The following is a 17,121-nucleotide window of genomic DNA, read 5'->3' on the forward strand; positions in this document are numbered from 1 at the left end:
TTTTATCATAATATGAGGTATTGGGGCTTTTGTCTTTAAAATGACTTAAAAGTGAAACTAGATTGTCATAACTGCTTTCTAAACTGAGCAGGGGAAAATTCTAAAACATATTCGGATAAAGTTATGACAAATTCAGCCAGCCGACATACACGCCGTGAAGTGCTTACTTGGTTAGCCAGCATTCCATTTCTTCCACTTGGGGCAATGGCAACTTCAGCCACACTAGCAGGATGTAACGATGATGATAAAAATACTGCAGTTAAACCGCCGATCAATCCAGCTAAATTAAAATCTGCAACATTTACGCCGATGGATGCACCAACATTGGCAAATGCAGCAGCAATGGCAACAACAACAGTTGCTTCAGGCTTGGCTGTAACTTGGGATGACAATACCAAGACTGACTACAAACTTGCCTATAAAACCTTCTTCCAAACAGGCGATATGATCAATGATGGAAAAGGTGGGAAGATCTTGGCTGGTGGTTATTATGATATCAAAAACCAACCAATTATGGATAAATCTGTAGCAGGCAAAGAACGTCAATTCTTTTCAGATTGCCCAGATGGTACTTCATTATTGACAGTCAAAGATGCCAAGGTTGATGGTGTAAAAGGCAACCCTGTATTTGCGGTGGTGCAATTTGAATATACGACTCGTGATTTAGCTGGCAATGATATGTATGGTAAATTGCCATCACCGATTGGGGTAATTTCACTGGATCAAGATCCGAAAACAGGTCATTTAACTTTAGTTAAATATCATAATGTCGATATGTCTAAAGCACATGGTTTATGGATTACGTGTGGTGCGAGTTTATCACCTTGGGGAACACACCTTTCAAGTGAAGAATACGAGCCAGATGCATTTGGTCAGGGCTTAGGCACGGATATGGCAACAATGAAAGCCTATAGTAAAAACGTCTATGGTGATGAAACCTCTGCAAAACCTTATAACTATGGACATTTGCCTGAAATTACAGTGAACAAAGATGGTACAGGTACTGCAAAAAAACATTATTGTTTAGGTCGTATCTCACATGAACTAATCCAAGTTATGCCAGATAATCGTACTGCGTTAATGGGTGATGACTATACCAATGGTGGCTTGTTTATGTTTGTTGCAGATAAAGAAAAAGACTTATCTGCGGGAACATTGTATGTGGCGAAGTATTTGAATGAGTTAAATGAAACCTCAACAGCACAAATTCAATGGATTAAGTTGGGTCATGCAACTAGCCAAGAAATTGAAGATTTGGTGAATGTTAGAAATATTCAACCAACAGAGATCATGGAAAGCTTGGACAAAGATCCACAAGATGTAAGCTATACTAAAATTATTCTGCAAAAGAAAACCATTTGGGTGAAAGTTAAACCTGGAATGGAAAAAGCAGCAGCATTCTTAGAAACCCATCGTTACGCTGCTTTGATGGGCGGTAGTATGGCATTTACAAAAATGGAAGGCACAACAGTCAATGCCAAAGACAAAGTTGCTTATTCTGCTTTAGCCAATATTCAAGATTCAATGATCAAAGGCAATGCGGCTTGGGTCGATACGCATAACGTGTCATTCGCTAAGAAAATTTCAGCAGGTGGAATTGTTGCACATGATCTAGCAGGGTCTAAGAGTGATAAATCAGGTAGTCCAATCGTCAGTGAGTGGGTACCTTATCAATCGCATATGCTGTTAATCGGGAAGGATATTGATGCAGCTGCTGATCCACTAGGTATTGGTAACACTTCTGATCCAAACACGATTGCAAGTGCGGATAACTTAAAGTTCTCTGAAACATTCCGTACCTTATTCATTGGTGAAGACAGTGGTAACCATGTGAATAACTACTTATGGGCGTATAATGTAGATACCAAGAAATTAGATCGTATTCTTTCTTGCCCAGCAGGTGCTGAATCTACAGGTTTACATGCAGTCGATTCAATCAATGGTTGGACTTATATTATGAGTAACTTCCAGCATGCAGGGGATTGGGGTTCTTTACATAGTAAGGTTCAAGCAACTTTAGATCCTTTGATTCGAGCGAATTATAAAGATCGTTTTGCAGCAGCAGTGGGTTATTTAACAGCAGACCCAGTTGCACCTTCGGTTGAGAAAAAATCTTCATAATTTTAGTTTTAAATAAAAAAGCAGCGATATTTCGCTGCTTTTTTTATAAATACCCAATTAATGATCTCGATTGGCTTTTTCAACTAGGCCAGAAAGCCCTTGACGGCGTGCAAGTTCGTTGAGTACCAATTGCACATCCAACTCAAAATAACCAAGCATCACAATGGTATGGAACCATAGATCTGCAACTTCATAGATCAGATCATTTTTATGATCTTCACACGCTTCAGATTTAAAATCTTTTGCAGCAATGATGGTTTCGATACTTTCTTCACCAATTTTCTCTAAGATTTTATTTAAACCTTTGTGGTAAAGCTTTGCCACATAAGAAGAATCTGGATCAGCTGCTTTACGTTCAGCCATCATTTTGCCTAAATAACCCAAGACTTCTAGCTGTTCAGCCTGCGCATTGGAGCTATTCATGGCAATGCTATGTGGATTTGATGAAAGTTTTTCACCGTATATTGCATTTGGATCTTTTAATTGTGCATCGACAGTTTCCCAACCAGTTGCAGTGAGCTTACGATAGAAGCAAGACTCTCGACCTGTATGGCAGGAGATTCCACCATGCTGTTCAATTTGTAAGACGATGACATCGGCATCACAGTCTAAACGGATTTCATAAACGGTTTGAAAATGGCCTGACTCTTCGCCTTTGAACCATAACTTATTTCGTGAACGAGAAAAATAAACGCCCTGCATTTTTTCAGCAGTCAGTTGTAATGCTTCACGGTTCATCCATGCCACCATCAAAATACGTCCAGTTTGATGATGTTGTGCAATAGCAGGAATAAGTCCTTGTTCGTTAAATTTTACTTCATCGAGCCATTGCAGATTGTTCATAGGATTTCACCAAGTTATAAAAAGAAAGAGTGCTACGTTGACATGCTAGCGGTTGTATAGTGTACGTTATTTCTAGCATTTTAGGAAAATATTGATTATGGATTGAGTCGAGATAAAAACGCTTGTTCACACTTTAAAATTACAGAATTGGCAACTTGAGTGCACATTATTTTCCTCTTACCAAAGACGATCGAGCAATATCCTCATACTTCATTTGACTAAACATACCCGATTTTAATCCCGACACGGTGATTGCCATTTCTTTACGAAAATAAGGGATACGATACATCCACGAGAAGCTTAGATCTCGTAAACCACCTGCCCACCAAAGATCAGATTGATATAAAGGCGTCAGTAAACGGCTTAAAAATTGATAAAATGCGGATGAGCTTTTGCGATGTTGATGATAGTTTTGCCACAGCTTCGAATAATCGATCGTTTCATTGTTCCGTGCCACATGGACTGCTTGTCCTAAAGCCCATGCATCTAAAAGTGCCATATTTGCACCTTGCCCAAGCTGTGGGCTCATAGCATGTGCAGCATCTCCAATAATGCCTATACGTCTTTCACCAAACTTAGATAAAACCACATCACGATAATGGGCAGAAAACCATTGCTGTTTTTGTTCAGGATTGACAATGACTTGCTCTAACCATTCTGCAGCGGGCTTCCAGCGTTTAGATACTTCTTTTAACCATTCTAAGCGGGCCTGTTGATGAGGTAAAAAATTTCCAAGCTGATCTGTTGGAAGACTCCAGAAGATACTGGAAAGTCGTTGATCTGATTGGGATGGAATCGCACCTGTCGGTAATATTCCCATCATGATCTTGGAGCGGTCATAAAATTGATGCAGAATTTGAGTGTTGAGCTGTAAGCATTCGGGAACAATGGTCCATTTGGCGCCCCAAGGATAGGCTTGATCGACTTTAACCCATGCGTTTGGTCTCAGTTGGCTTCGCGCGCCGTTGGCAATAATAACGCTATCAAAGACCTCATCAAAAGACTCAGCATTGACCGTACCCAAAACTCTAATTTCATAAATAGATTCTTCAAGCTTTTGAATATCGGCATTCATTTGCCAAGTGATCAGATCAGGGTATTCATGACATTTCTTTGCCAAGACATGGCATAAGCTGGCTCGATGGATACCTAAACCATAAAAATCAGGATCGGCTTGAGCATAATGACTATCTACCAATTTAAAACCATTGGCGAGTTGTCCCTCTAAGCCTGTGACCATTGCACCGAGTTTAACCGCATCATCAAGCACATCTAAGTGCTCAAAAACTGCAAGTCCAGACGGTTGAAGTAATAAGCCCGCACCGACAGGTTTAAGCTCAGATACTTTCTCAAAAATGGTGACCTGAATATCTTGTTGTGCGAGTAAAATTGCTGCAGCAAGCCCTGCTGTTCCTGCACCGACGATGGCAAATTTTGGAATTTTAGTTTGATTCATTATTAGAGTAAGTGCTTTGAATAATTTAAATTTAACAAAAAGCAAGAAATTAACAAGGGATAATTTGAATCAAGCTCTTTATTCCTTGATTGGGCTTAGCCAAAAATCAACGCATATAGACGAGGCCAGACACTGATTAAATTCAGTGAAAAATACATGATGTAAAGCTTGAGCTATGACTGGCTCATGTCTCAGACTTATATCTCACGTCATTTATCCCAAGTCATCAAGAATGCTGTTTTGGTAAATTTAAATTATTGAAAATCATATTAATTGAACGCTGGATGAGGTGAATAATGCGGTTTAATAATTATAAATCTAGCATCACTTCAGTAAAATTTTGTTTCTCCAGCATTTCTAAAAATTCATCACCCAGCCGCTGACTTTCTGCTACAGACTGCTTCCACAATTGTTTTCGCTTCTGATCATCCAGACCTTTCATCACAAAATCTTTACGATCTGGTAAACGTCCTAAAGGTAAAGATTTTAAATAGTCTTGAGAAGGCGAGATCAGTAAAGTCCGTGCTTGGTTTTCAGGATTGGCAGTGCGAGATTTAAACATTTTGTCAAACCAGCCTGGAATGATGCTGTCGGAAAAATGTGGATATAAAACAATCCCTTTACTCTCAAAAGGCAAATCGATGTGATAGTCGATCAAACCACCATCTCGATACGCGCCTTGTGGCGCATCGGAAATATTTCTTACCGCAGGTGTAATTGCTGGAATCGAACCTGAGGCCATCAGCCAATCCGCAACATTGTGCTGATTAAAATTTAAATAATGGGTTTTAAAAGCGTCATCTTGAATTTTAAATTGAGGGAACTGGGCTGGCTGACAGATGACCCGTTGCATAAATTTATTCAGATGGTTTCTTGAAATTGCATTACTGCCGATAATGCCGAGTAAGGAGCTATACAGTGCAAGCTTTTGGTCACTTTGAAATAAATGTTCTGCTTTTGCAGCGATAATTGTGAGGTGATACTCGGGATGTTCGACCAGTTTTTGGCTGTGTTGGTCTAAAATGTTGGACAACATGTCGCGAGATATTTTCTCAATCTCTGCAATGTTCATCTTTTTATGAAAGGGTAAGTTAATATATAACTCTGCCAAACGCTCAGGACCGACTTGTTCACCTTGCGCTAAAATTCCAGCAAAGCGCCATGCACCGACGGATGAACCGATTAAAAAGCGTCTTTGTTTTGCCCGTTGGAGAAAATCCCCGAAAATTGCTTGATCTAGCCCCATTAAACCAATACCTTTGGGGCCGCCAGCTGCACCAGGAATCATATCTACTTGATGTGCAGATAATCCTTCTTGTTGTATGCGTTGTTTGGCAAGTGAGCCTGCACGTAAGACAATTCCTGCAGGGCGTTTTTGTAGAATTTGGGTCATGATTTCACTCACTCAAACGGATATTTTTATTGTAGAGTGAGTGATATATTGAACAATGGCGAGAGATGTCACTCAGTGACTTAGCAGTCATAGACAAAAAAGCCTATTCATTGAATAGGCTGAATTGCGTTATTTGGCAATCCGCCAAACTGCTAAAACAGTGGACAAGATAATCAAAACAATTGAAATATACCACGGTGCAATGATCGCAATAGAAAGTAAAATCGCCATGATACTTCCGAAAATCCAGCTACGTTTTTGTTGTTGTTCCACTTCCAAACGCATCATTTGCAATTCATGTAATTGTTTAGCATGCCATGCAGATTGATTTTTTAAACCATTTAAACTATCAACCATTAAAGTTGGAAAATCCTGTGCACCTAAAAGTAAATCAGGAATTTTTTGTCCTAACTCTTTTAAGTTTTTCTGAGGATTCATTTGCGCTTTTACCCATTCAGTGAGAATCGGTTTTGCCAGCTTCCAAATGTCAAGTTCAGGATATAAATCAGTACCTAAACCTTCCACATGTACCAACGTTTTGAGTAATAACATCAATTGTGGTGGAATTTCTAAATGGAAACGACGTGCAATGTCCATGACTTGAATCAAAATACCCGCAAAATCCAATTCATGCATCGGTTTAGACACCATTGGTCCAACGGTACGGCGCATTTCACGGGATAACGCATCTTGATCGGTGCCCGGTGGAATCCAGCCTGCCTGATGCACAATTTGAATCAGTTGCAAGAAATCACTGTTCATGACCGCAAGCAACATACGTGCAACGGTCATCTGATCTTGTTTAGATAGCTCACCCATAATTGCACAGTCAAGGGCAATATAACGAGGGTGGCTTGGATTCAATGTTTCAACAAAAACGTTTCCAGGATGCATATCTGCATGGAAGAAATTGTCACGAAATACTTGGGTAAAGAAAATAGTCAAACCTTTTTCAGCAAGGTCTTTTCGATCCATACCAAGTTTTTCAAAGGTTTCAATATCCGAAATTGGAACCCCTGTGATCCGTTCAGCAACCATGACATCCTTACTATCCATATAGACTTCAGGCACATACATCATGCTTGAACCTGTGAAGTAATGGCGCATACGACGGGTATTGTCTGCTTCTAGCGTAAGATCCAGTTCATTTAAGATGACTTGACGATAATTCTGGATGATTTCAGACAAATGCACTGCACGAGCTGCTTCAAGCCGTTTTTCTAAACTTGATCCTAGCCACTGCAGAATTTCAAAATCCTGTAGAATCTGACTGCGAATATCTGGACGAGTGACTTTAACCACCACTTCACGACCATCATGTAGCGCAGCAGTATGGACTTGTGCAATAGATGCAGCAGCCAAAGGTTGTTCATCAAAACGAGCAAAAATTGTAGAAATTTTGGCTTTCAGAGATTGCTCAATACGCTCTTTTGCAATATTGACATCGAAGGGTTTAACCCGATCTTGTAATAAAACCAATTGCTGTAAAATTTCAGGTGGAATTAAGTCACGACGCGTGGAAAGTAATTGGCCCAGCTTAATTGCCAAAGGCCCCATTTCCTCTAAGGCTTCTTTAAGCTTGAGCGGGTTTTTACGTTCTTTACTTGACCATGCCGCAGGGTGTAGCCGAATTAAAGCTAAAGCATGCCGAGCTTTCTCAGGTAATTCTTCCGCAGGGACCAGTGTGTCGAGTCTATAGTGCGCGGCGATGCGCCAAAGTTCGAATAAACGGGCAATATGCGGAATCATATATTAAATTACCTGATTTTGAGTAAAGTGAGATTGAAGTTGCTGAATTTTTGCTTCAAGTCGGTCAATATTTTGGTTAAGTTGACGGGTATCTTGTTGCAGGTCATCCATTTGCCAACGCGGAGCCAATACACCAGTATCTTCTTTTAAAAAGTCTTCTACAAAAAATAAATGACTTTGCAGTGAGCGTTTGAGATACTTTGGCGCCAGTTGGATTTTGCCAATTTCATGTGCGAGTGCAGGACCAATCCACGGGCTAAGCTGGGCCGCCAAATCAGGCTCAAGCTGTTGGATAATATTTTGAATATCCTGTAACAGGTGATAATCACCTTGTAGGGGAATATTGCCAATATCATCCGCAACAAATAATTTAGCCAATTCAACAACATTCTTTACATGTAATGTTGCTGTCGCTTCTGCAATCGCAACATTTTTGTCAAAAGGACGTTGTTCAAAAATTGAAGGTGTTTTGCTTTTACCAGTCACAGTCGGTTCAAGACGGATTTTATTTTGATCAAAGTAAACATCGACAGAAAGCTGTGGCGTATCCATCACGACACGTAACAGTTTGCCTTGTAACTGATTAAATTGGATGCGGGTAATTGCATCCAAATTAATAAACTGATTGATTAATCGTTCAACTGCACCGAGTGCCAGAATTGACCACATAATTCAACCTTGCTTGTTATATCTTGGGGAAATTACAGTTTAAAGCCACGGTGTACCGCCACAATACCACCGGTTAAATTGTGGTAATCACAGTTTTGGAAACCGGCACTTTCCATCATACCTTTTAAGGTACGTTGGTCTGGATGCATACGAATAGATTCAGCCAAATACTTATAACTTTCCGCATCATTGGCAACAACTTTACCCATAAATGGTAAAGCCGTGAATGAATAGAAATCATAGAGCTTTGAAAATGGTTCAAATACTGGTTTTGAAAACTCAAGAATCAGTAAACGACCACCTGGCTTTAATACACGATACATCGCTTGGAGTGCAGCATCTTTATCAGTCACATTACGTAGACCAAAACTGATGGTGAGCAAGTCAAAACTATTGTCTGCAAATGGCTCTAAGGTTTCAGCATTGGCCAATACAAAATCAACATTGGTACAGCCAGCATCAATCAAACGATCACGACCAACATTCAACATGGACTCGTTAATATCGGATAAAACCACATGACCTGTTGGACCAACTTCACGGCTGAAAACTTTGGCTAAGTCACCTGTACCGCCTGCAATATCAAGCACGTGCTGACCACGACGTACACCTGACATATTGATCGCAAAGCGTTTCCAGAGGCGGTGAATACCGAATGACATTAAATCATTCATAATGTCGTATTTGCTTGCTACAGAATGGAAGACTTCAGCGACTTTTTGCGCTTTTTCTTCACTATTAACAGTTTTGTAGCCGAAATGCGTGGTTGCGCCGACATTACCTGTATTGGCACCACGTGGGAGGTTGTATTTTGGCACAGTCCCAGAAACTGGCGTATCTACCTGTTGTTGCTGTAAAGACTGTTGCTGACCTTGTGGAGTACCTTGTGGTAATGGTTCTGTTAGAAATGGACTCACTTTGTCTGTATTCGTTGCCGTTTCAGCAGGGGCTGTAGGCTTTTGGTTTTCATTCGACATTTGAGTCACTCCTGAACACAAAAATGGGAAATTTTATATTGCTCTGCATAATGACAGATTCTGCATAATTTTGCAGTCCTCATCATGAAATTGTTATGAATAATATACAAAAACCGATCTTAGAGATCGGTTTGATACAGCCAAAAATTAAATTAATCTTGAAATGGATTGGGATCTCCAGCATGCACTTTTTCGACAATATCACGTTCTTTTAGGGTAAATGCATGGATAAAATCAGCTGCAGATTTCATTGGCTTCATCGCAATAAAACCCTCTCCAATAAAGTCATACATCAATTCAAATTTATATTTTGTTGCAGTACCTTTACACATTTTAAATGCAGTATGCATAATGAATGAACGCATGTATTTGTCTAGTGCTCCACCCAAATCATCCAATAAAGCTAGCTGTTGTTGACGGGCTTTTGCTTGATCTAATTTTAGTAAGGTCAGTCGCATCATTTCATCATCAATCACTTGATCAACAGGGTAATCCTTAAGTAATTGTGCAGCAACCTGCTCATCAAGTTGCATGGCCAGTACCGCCAATCCAACGGATTTTAAGCCAGTCTTAATGGCATTTTCAGGAAGAATTTTTTCTGCTTTGTGCGCATATTTTAGCAAACGTTCAATCTGTATTGCCAAATCATCAAATTCAGGACCACCATATAAACGGTTGATGAAATATTTTGCCATCAATTGATTTTCTTTTTGATTGAATAGCGCATGATGGGTCTTTTCAATACGCATTTTTAACCAGTCCTGCGCTTCATGCAGGCGTTTTTCTAGAATTGGGTCACTGTGATAACTCAATTGTTGATATTGTTCTAAAAGCTGATCAAGTGCAGCAAGTTTTGACATACAGAAACTCTGGATTTCGTTTAGCAACAGCATAAAGGCAGTTGCTAGGTATCACTATGACAAAAGTAAAAAAACAATAGAGAAATATAGTCAGTGGATTTTTAAATAGACAATATCAAAGATTTTATACAGAAAATAATATAACTCTGTTTTTGGGAATAGGTATACTCAATTGAAGTTTCAGACCATAGAGAAGCAGATGATTGAAGAACAATTAGCGTTTGCGTTGCGTGATGAAGAAGAATTATCCGTTGATCTGATTGAGGCACAATATGCCTTAAAGAATTCTAAAGATAAAAATAATGCCAAAAGCCTGGTCATTTTAGTCAGTGGTATCGAGCTTGCGGGGAAAGGGGAAGCGGTTAAACAATTACGAGAATGGGTTGATCCTCGTTATTTACGTGTTAAAGCAGACCCACCAAGTTTATTTAGCAATAAACAAAGTTTTTGGCAGCCTTATGCACGGCATATTCCATCAGAAGGGCAAATCCAGCTGTTCTTTGGTAATTGGTACAGTGATTTATTGTCAACAGCCATGCATGTTTCTAAACCCTTAGATGAAACTTTGTTCGATACCTATATCGAAAATATGCGCGCTTATGAACAAGACCTAAAAAATAATCATGTCGATGTGATCAAAATTTGGTTTGATTTACCCTGGAAAAGCTTACAAAAGCGTTTAGATGCGATGGATGCATCAGAACAGCATTGGCATAAGCTAATGGGCTTGGATTGGCGGAATAAAAAACAATATGATATTGTGCAAAAATTACGTCAGCGTTTTACCGATGATTGGTATGTGATTGACTGTGAAGATTGTGTTGCCCGAGACCAACAATTTGCTCAGTATATTCTGCAAGCGTTAAAGCAGTTGCCTCGACATAAAACAACGGTAAGAACCAAGTGGAAACAGGCAACTGTACCTGAGTGTTTATTGCAACCCGCCACAGAAGAACTGGATAAAGACCGATACAAAACTGAATTAAAGAAATTAACAAAAAAAGTATCGGAAGCGCTACGGAATGATTCACGCAATGTCATCATTACCTTTGAAGGCATGGATGCAGCTGGTAAAGGTGGGGCAATCAAGCGTATTGTGAAAAATCTTGATCCGCGTGAATACGAGATTTATACCATTGCTGCACCAGAACAGTATGAATTGCGTCGACCCTATTTATGGCGTTTTTGGACCAAGATTCAACCCGAGGAAAAAATCAGCATTTTTGATCGTACTTGGTATGGCCGAGTATTGGTTGAACGTATTGAAGGCTTTGCCAAGCCTGCGGAATGGCAACGTGCCTATGATGAAATTAATCGCTTTGAAAAAGATTTAACGGATAATCAAACGGTGTTGGTTAAATTCTGGTTGGCAATCAGCAAAGATGAACAAGAAGCACGTTTTAAAGCACGCGAACAAACACCGCATAAACGCTTTAAAATCACCCCTGATGACTGGCGAAATCGTGGACATTGGGATGATTATTTAAATGCTGCTGCGGATATGTTTGAGCGAACTGATACCGAGTCTGCGCCGTGGCATGTGGTTGCGACCAATGATAAGTACACGGCACGTATTCAAATCCTCAAAACGATTTTAAAGCAGTTAAAAGCGGATTAAATGTTTTAAGCGTTGGTTCCTATGAGCTCATTACAAAAGATTTTGCTCGATCATAAACAGTACTTAACTCAGCCGAGTGAAAAGTTAGTTAATCAGTTGATTCGAAAACTAGACAATGATTCATATTTACCTGATCGTAAAAATGTTCATAAATTACATATGCTTTCTACCAGCGAAGTAGATAAGTTTTTGCTCAATTGTTTAGCTAAATATCAACTGAGAAATGAGCTTTATGATTTAAGCAATCATGATATAGGAAATTTAAGAGCAGTCTGGTCTGTATTAAGTTTCTCTAAAAATCCTGAAGTTATTCAATATTTTGATGATTTTATTTTAGAAAATATTCGTCATCAGCCTGTGTATTTAGCAAATCTTTTTGAAGTTTTTAATTTCTTGGAAGAGTTACATCCTTCTGTTGAGCAGATTCAACAGTATTATGATCAACGCTTACCTGAGTTGCCTGCTTATCAATTATTGAAGCGATTAGATATTCATCCAGTTGATCCATTCAATTGGTCAATTTCATTTACTTTAACAACCGATGGTGAATGGTTGACTCCAAGAGAACTTACTGATGAAGAAAAGAACCGTCGTTATATACTAGAAATTAGATTAAATTCGCCTGAAGCATTGAATGATACATATTTAATCGATATTTATAACGATTCTTCATCAGAAAGAAAGCGGATAAAGATGAGGGAAAGCCATATATTCACTATCGATATTGAGCCGGATAAATTACCAGAAGTTGATTTATTATATTTAAACCTGTTTTTGACAAATATTGAGCAAGTGCTCAATGTTCAATTTAATTTAGAGAAAATTGCGTATATAACTGTCACTAAGGGTATTAATCGTAAGAAAATAGAAACATGGATCAGAAATCGTTTTTTAATTTAATTGATTATTTTTTCTGTTACATATAAAAAATAAAGCGGATTAAGAATCCGCTTTATACATATTCAAATTAGGAATATTTAGCTCACTAACTTTTGAGTTTGTTTGTTTTGAATATCTTTCGCTAATTTATAGCATTCCTCTACATGTGCTTCCGCAACTTTCTTCATTACGATATAGCCTAGACTTGCAGCAATGATTGAACCACCTAGCGGGATAAACTTAGTCACCTGTTTAGTAATGATTTTAGCGGCCATATTATTCAATGATGCTTTTACTGCAGTACGTGCAACCACCAAACCTGAAAATTCAAAACCACGTTTGCGCAGTTCATTCCAATGAATTTTCTTGGTTGCAGGGTCATAAACACTGATTTGATCTGGCGCTAAACCAAAACGGGCATTGATTTCAGGGATGAGAAGAGACAGCATACCCACATCAATCACAACATCTAAAAACGGAACAGGAATCACGGCGACTCCAGCAGATACGTAAGAGCGCTTTTTAACTTGCTCCAAACATTCATCACGAATCTGTTCTAAATTTAAGCTTGGATCGATTGAGTCTGGAAGTTTATCAATTTTCATAAAACAATTACCTTTGTTTCAAGCTTTTTCTCATATTTTTGAAAACGCATGTTTAAGCTTGAAATTGTGAAGTTATTTCCAAATAATGTTTTAAAAATGCCATAGTATGATGGTGTTGTATAGTGGCGAATGTTTATGTTTTGTGCATAAACGTAGACAGTTAAATATTGACAGTTGAGGATATATGGCAATTCATGTGATTCAAAGCCAACGCATTGATGTCTTGGTGCAAGGACTTTTGCAAAATACCATTAAGCCATCCAAAAAACCTTTTGCTGTCTTGCAAACGCAACATTTTATTGTTCCAAGTCCTGCTGTACAGGAATGGTTGAGCCAACGTATTGCTGAACAACAAGGCATTAGTGCGAATAGCCAATTTCATCAGCGGATTCGTGGTTTTCAGTGGTTTGCTTATCAGCAAGTTTTAGATGACAAAGATAAAGTCCGTAAAGCCAATATTCCGCGTTTGATTATGAAGTGGCGAATTTATCAAACGTTGAAAAGTTTTATAGAGCAGGATGAAAATAGCTTAGCCCAAGATCATCCTTTGCATGGCATTATCCAACGTATTTATGATGCAGCCTCGCAACTAGAGCAAGGTTTAGAGAAGCAACTCAAAAAACAAAGTATGTTGTATTGGGTCTCTGAACAAGTGTCAAAATTATTCAGTCATTACATGTTGTATCGTGGGGACTGTCAACGCGGTTGCCAACTGAACAATGGACAGTCATGTAGCTGCCCAAGCAATTGGTTAGGGCAGTGGGGACATGGTCAAGCACTTAACCTAGAACAGCAATTTTTTAAAACCAATCAACAAGTTTCAGCATTTACTTTAAATCAAGCACAAGAGTTGGAAACTTGGCAACGTTGGCTGTGGCAACATACATTTCATGATGATTTTATTGAAATGCAAAGTATTGATCATGATTTTTGGCAAATCATGGATGATGATCTTCAACGTCCTCAAGCTTTAAAGAAATTACCTAGCCAGCTGATTATATTTACTTTATTGGACTTGCCACCGAGTCAATTACAGTTTTTAAGACGATTGGGACAATATTTGGATGTGGTAATTTTACATTACAACCCATCACAAGAATATTGGGCCGACAGTGTCGATCCAAACTGGAAAAAACAATATGATTTGCGGGTAAAGGCGCGTTTTGTCAGCAAATATCCTAAAGCGACCGATGCAGATATTCAAAAGTTTTTTGATGAATTTACTTTAAATTTTAATGCGGAAATTCGTGAATCACGGCATCCATTATTAACCCGTTTTGGTAAGCAAGCTCGTGACCATTTTTCGATCTTGTCCAATTTATCTTCAGGTGAAGAAGGACAATGGGTGGATGCGTTTGTGGATGAAGAACCGACTCATTTATTAAGCAAATTACAATCAGATATTCTGTATTTGGTTGAGCCTGAACCACATGCTTACCCAATTGCTAAAACGGATGACTCGATTCAAATCCATGTGTGTCATTCGTCTTTACGACAGCTTGAAGTGTTAAAAGACCAATTGGTTGCTTGGTTGATGAAAAATACTGCTGAACGGCCACATCGACCAAGTGATGTTTTGGTTTTAGTACCAGATTTAAAACAAATTGAACCGCTTATTCGCAGTGTATTTCCGCATACACCAAACCAAGACAGTATTTATCTACCCGCGAAGATTGCTGGAGTAACGCAACTGGATGCCAATAATGCTTGGCGTGCTGTTTTAGGCCGTATTCAACTGGTGGAAGGTCGTTTTAGTGTTGAGAATTTTGCAGATTGGTTAAGTTTAAATGCTACGCAATTACGTTACGGTTTGGATATTTCAAATACAGAAAGAATGATTGAGTTATTGATCAATGCAGGGTTTAAACGTGGTCTAGATGCACAACATTTACGACGATCGTTAAGCCAGGATGATGAAGATTTCCGTTTTAGTTTTAAATTTGCCCTTGATCGTTTGGCTTTAGGTATTGCGATTCCAGAACATACGATTTTTGAAAATACCCTTAGTTATGCACAAATTTTGCAAAGTGATTTTGAGTTAGTGGCTAAACTGATTCAGATTTATCAAGATTTTGATGCTCGCCGTGACTGGATGATTGCGCATGAGTTGGGAAAAAATACTGCTTTAAAATGCAATGTTGAGGCATGGTTAAAACTACTGATGCAAGACATTGTTGAGTTTGAACAAGCCGGTGTTGAGTCGTTAAAAGTCGTACGTGAAATTGTCAAAAAACAAGAGCGGATGCTGACATTAGCCAGTTTTTATGATGAACACGCACAACCTATTCTTAAAAATATTTATTTACCTTTACCTTATCTATTGAATGAAATTCAAAATTTATTAGAAGGTCAAATTGATCAGGCTTTACCGACAGGTCAGATTACCTTTAGCCAAATTGGTCAGATTCGTCCTTTGCCTTATAAGTTGATCGTCCTGTTAAATTTGGATGGGGGTAAGTTTCCAGATCGAAATGTGCATTTACCCTTTGATTTAATGAAAATTCTCAAGCCACAATTGGGGGATCGTTCACGTCTTGATGATGATCAAGGGGCTTTCTTAGATGCTTTGTTATTGGCGCAGGAAAATCTATGGTTATTTTATAATGGCTTTGATGTGAGTGATGGTGAAGTTCGTGAGCCATCTAGCGTTTTACAGGAATTGGTCAATCATATTGCCCTGATTGCCCAATCTGAAACAGCATTATCTACGGACAATAAAGATATCAGTCCTGTTGATCATATGATTGAACTTAACGGGATTCAGGTCCCTGAACATTTGCAGTGTTTATTTCAAATTCACAGCTTACAGCCTTTTGATCCAACTGGTTTTGAATCAACAACACCGCTTCGTTTTCAAGACCAATGGTTCAATGTTGCACAACAAATCCGTCAAGCGGAAATGCTTGCTAAACGTGGGGCTTGGGCAAATACACAATACCCTGTTGTTCAAGAAGAGCTCACTGTTTTGGATGCGCGACAATGGATTCAAGATGTCACTTTCCCAGCACAATTATATTTAAAAACTTTAGGTGTAGAGAATCTGCGCGCAGAAGATATCCCTGCAATGAATGAACCCTTAATTTTGGATGGTTTGGCACGTTATCAGATTCGAGATTTCTTACAGAAACAATCAGCTCATTCCGCTGAAGATTCTTGGTCTCAAGAGATTGGATTACTGCAAAATCAATTACCCATTGGCAAGGTTCAGCACAGCGCATGGCAAATCAGTTTGGCGGAACAAGACAGTTTAAAAGAGCGTTTACAGCGTTATGCTACTGATGTGACGTTGACAACGCAACGCCAATGGCGAATTGACGCTGGTTTGATTATGAATATTACAGTACCTCAGCAAGCAGGACAGCATTGGGTAAGTTTGGATGCGTCAAGTGGTCGTGCTAAACGTCGTGCCAAAGTTTGGTTAGAATATTTACTCTGGTTAAGCTATTTAAATGTAGATGCTGAAAAGTCCAAAACGCTACAACGTATTGCGGTATTTAGTGATGTCACGATCATCAGTACAGGTTTAAGTTCAGAACAGGCAAAAGTATATTTATTGCCGTGGTTTAAAGCATTTGCTTATGCCCAATCGGAACCTCTAGTTCTGCCTGCGGGTTTGTTATTAAAACCCGCTGAAAATAATAAGCAGTTGGAATGGTCACTCGGGACTGTTGAAGGTGGCTTAGCTGGACATGGTTTAAATGCGGATACACAACATCATGTGGAAAGCATGTTAATCAATAACTTTGCAGATCTTTTAACTGAATGGAATAAAAGTGATGCGTTTTTACCTTATGATTTGACTGAAATGGAATGGAGTAAAAAACATCGGGACTGGCAATTTATTTTGCAAGAACAAGATGCAACCGCATTGTTAAAACATGCCTGTGATCACTTCGCCTATGCGTTGTATCAGCCGATTTATCAGCATCAATTTGTTGCGGAGGAATAAAC

General features: G+C 38.9%; 12 protein-coding genes. 4 read left to right on the forward strand and 8 right to left on the reverse strand.

The features are described from left to right. Window positions 1-123 precede the first annotated feature (123 nt). Entirely contained in the window at window positions 124-2,121 is a 1,998-nt protein-coding gene (locus tag WFN33_RS14225; RefSeq protein ID WP_336953708.1) for a PhoX family protein, read from the forward strand. Between the two features lie 57 nt (window positions 2,122-2,178). On the opposite strand, the gene hisIE is transcribed toward WFN33_RS14225, so the two are convergent. From hisIE to WFN33_RS14260, 7 genes are all read right to left on the reverse strand, one after another. Continuing rightward, on the reverse strand, window positions 2,179-2,964 hold the full coding sequence (hisIE, locus tag WFN33_RS14230; RefSeq protein WP_336953709.1) for a bifunctional phosphoribosyl-AMP cyclohydrolase/phosphoribosyl-ATP diphosphatase HisIE: 786 nt from the start codon (window positions 2,962-2,964) through the stop codon (window positions 2,179-2,181). 166 nt (window positions 2,965-3,130) lie between these two features. After that, entirely contained in the window at window positions 3,131-4,420 is a 1,290-nt protein-coding gene (locus tag WFN33_RS14235) for an FAD-dependent oxidoreductase (RefSeq protein ID WP_336953710.1), read from the reverse strand. A 310-nt stretch (window positions 4,421-4,730) separates the two neighbouring features. Then, window positions 4,731-5,813, reverse strand: coding sequence for a patatin-like phospholipase family protein (locus WFN33_RS14240; protein ID WP_336953711.1), 1,083 nt, complete (start codon window positions 5,811-5,813; stop codon window positions 4,731-4,733). Between the two features lie 129 nt (window positions 5,814-5,942). Beyond that, window positions 5,943-7,562: an ABC1 kinase family protein gene (locus WFN33_RS14245; RefSeq protein ID WP_336953712.1), complete on the reverse strand. Its 1,620-nt coding sequence runs from the start codon at window positions 7,560-7,562 to the stop codon at window positions 5,943-5,945. A gap of 3 nt (window positions 7,563-7,565) precedes the next feature. Further along, the gene (locus WFN33_RS14250) at window positions 7,566-8,231 is read right to left on the reverse strand and encodes a ubiquinone biosynthesis accessory factor UbiJ (RefSeq protein WP_336953713.1); all 666 of its coding nucleotides are present in this window, start codon (window positions 8,229-8,231) and stop codon (window positions 7,566-7,568) included. A gap of 32 nt (window positions 8,232-8,263) precedes the next feature. Further along, the gene (ubiE, locus tag WFN33_RS14255; protein ID WP_336953714.1) at window positions 8,264-9,208 is read right to left on the reverse strand and encodes a bifunctional demethylmenaquinone methyltransferase/2-methoxy-6-polyprenyl-1,4-benzoquinol methylase UbiE; all 945 of its coding nucleotides are present in this window, start codon (window positions 9,206-9,208) and stop codon (window positions 8,264-8,266) included. 152 nt (window positions 9,209-9,360) lie between these two features. Continuing rightward, complete coding sequence (locus WFN33_RS14260) at window positions 9,361-10,068, reverse strand: FFLEELY motif protein (protein WP_336953715.1); 708 nt, start codon at window positions 10,066-10,068, stop codon at window positions 9,361-9,363. A 199-nt stretch (window positions 10,069-10,267) separates the two neighbouring features. Between WFN33_RS14260 and pap the strand changes: the two genes are divergently transcribed. Continuing rightward, a complete protein-coding gene (gene pap, locus WFN33_RS14265; protein ID WP_336953716.1) occupies window positions 10,268-11,686 on the forward strand; it encodes a polyphosphate:AMP phosphotransferase in 1,419 nt (472 codons plus the stop codon). Window positions 11,687-11,707: 21 nt separating this feature from the next. Beyond that, window positions 11,708-12,586 carry a hypothetical protein gene (locus WFN33_RS14270; RefSeq protein WP_336953717.1) on the forward strand — a complete coding sequence of 293 codons (879 nt, stop codon included), beginning with the start codon at window positions 11,708-11,710 and terminating at the stop codon, window positions 12,584-12,586. 77 nt (window positions 12,587-12,663) lie between these two features. On the opposite strand, the gene WFN33_RS14275 is transcribed toward WFN33_RS14270, so the two are convergent. Beyond that, window positions 12,664-13,170, reverse strand: a complete 507-nt coding sequence (locus tag WFN33_RS14275) for a hypothetical protein (RefSeq protein ID WP_336953718.1) — start codon at window positions 13,168-13,170, stop codon at window positions 12,664-12,666. A gap of 184 nt (window positions 13,171-13,354) precedes the next feature. On the opposite strand from WFN33_RS14275, the gene WFN33_RS14280 reads away from it, so the two are divergent. Then, complete coding sequence (locus WFN33_RS14280) at window positions 13,355-17,119, forward strand: exodeoxyribonuclease V subunit gamma (protein WP_336953719.1); 3,765 nt, start codon at window positions 13,355-13,357, stop codon at window positions 17,117-17,119. Window positions 17,120-17,121: the final 2 nt, after the last annotated feature.

Source organism: Acinetobacter sp. AS167 (assembly GCF_037152175.1).
GTDB lineage: Bacteria > Pseudomonadota > Gammaproteobacteria > Pseudomonadales > Moraxellaceae > Acinetobacter.

Coding starts and splice junctions, on each gene's coding strand:
- WFN33_RS14275 (WP_336953718.1), bottom strand. CDS start 13,170: ATGAAAATTGATAAACTTCCAGACTCAATCGATCCAAGCTTAAATTTA.
- WFN33_RS14280 (WP_336953719.1), top strand. CDS start 13,355: ATGGCAATTCATGTGATTCAAAGCCAACGCATTGATGTCTTGGTGCAA.
- WFN33_RS14245 (WP_336953712.1), bottom strand. CDS start 7,562: ATGATTCCGCATATTGCCCGTTTATTCGAACTTTGGCGCATCGCCGCG.
- hisIE (WP_336953709.1), bottom strand. CDS start 2,964: ATGAACAATCTGCAATGGCTCGATGAAGTAAAATTTAACGAACAAGGA.
- WFN33_RS14225 (WP_336953708.1), top strand. CDS start 124: ATGACAAATTCAGCCAGCCGACATACACGCCGTGAAGTGCTTACTTGG.
- ubiE (WP_336953714.1), bottom strand. CDS start 9,208: ATGTCGAATGAAAACCAAAAGCCTACAGCCCCTGCTGAAACGGCAACG.
- WFN33_RS14260 (WP_336953715.1), bottom strand. CDS start 10,068: ATGTCAAAACTTGCTGCACTTGATCAGCTTTTAGAACAATATCAACAA.
- WFN33_RS14270 (WP_336953717.1), top strand. CDS start 11,708: ATGAGCTCATTACAAAAGATTTTGCTCGATCATAAACAGTACTTAACT.
- WFN33_RS14235 (WP_336953710.1), bottom strand. CDS start 4,420: ATGAATCAAACTAAAATTCCAAAATTTGCCATCGTCGGTGCAGGAACA.
- WFN33_RS14240 (WP_336953711.1), bottom strand. CDS start 5,813: ATGACCCAAATTCTACAAAAACGCCCTGCAGGAATTGTCTTACGTGCA.
- WFN33_RS14250 (WP_336953713.1), bottom strand. CDS start 8,231: ATGTGGTCAATTCTGGCACTCGGTGCAGTTGAACGATTAATCAATCAG.
- pap (WP_336953716.1), top strand. CDS start 10,268: ATGATTGAAGAACAATTAGCGTTTGCGTTGCGTGATGAAGAAGAATTA.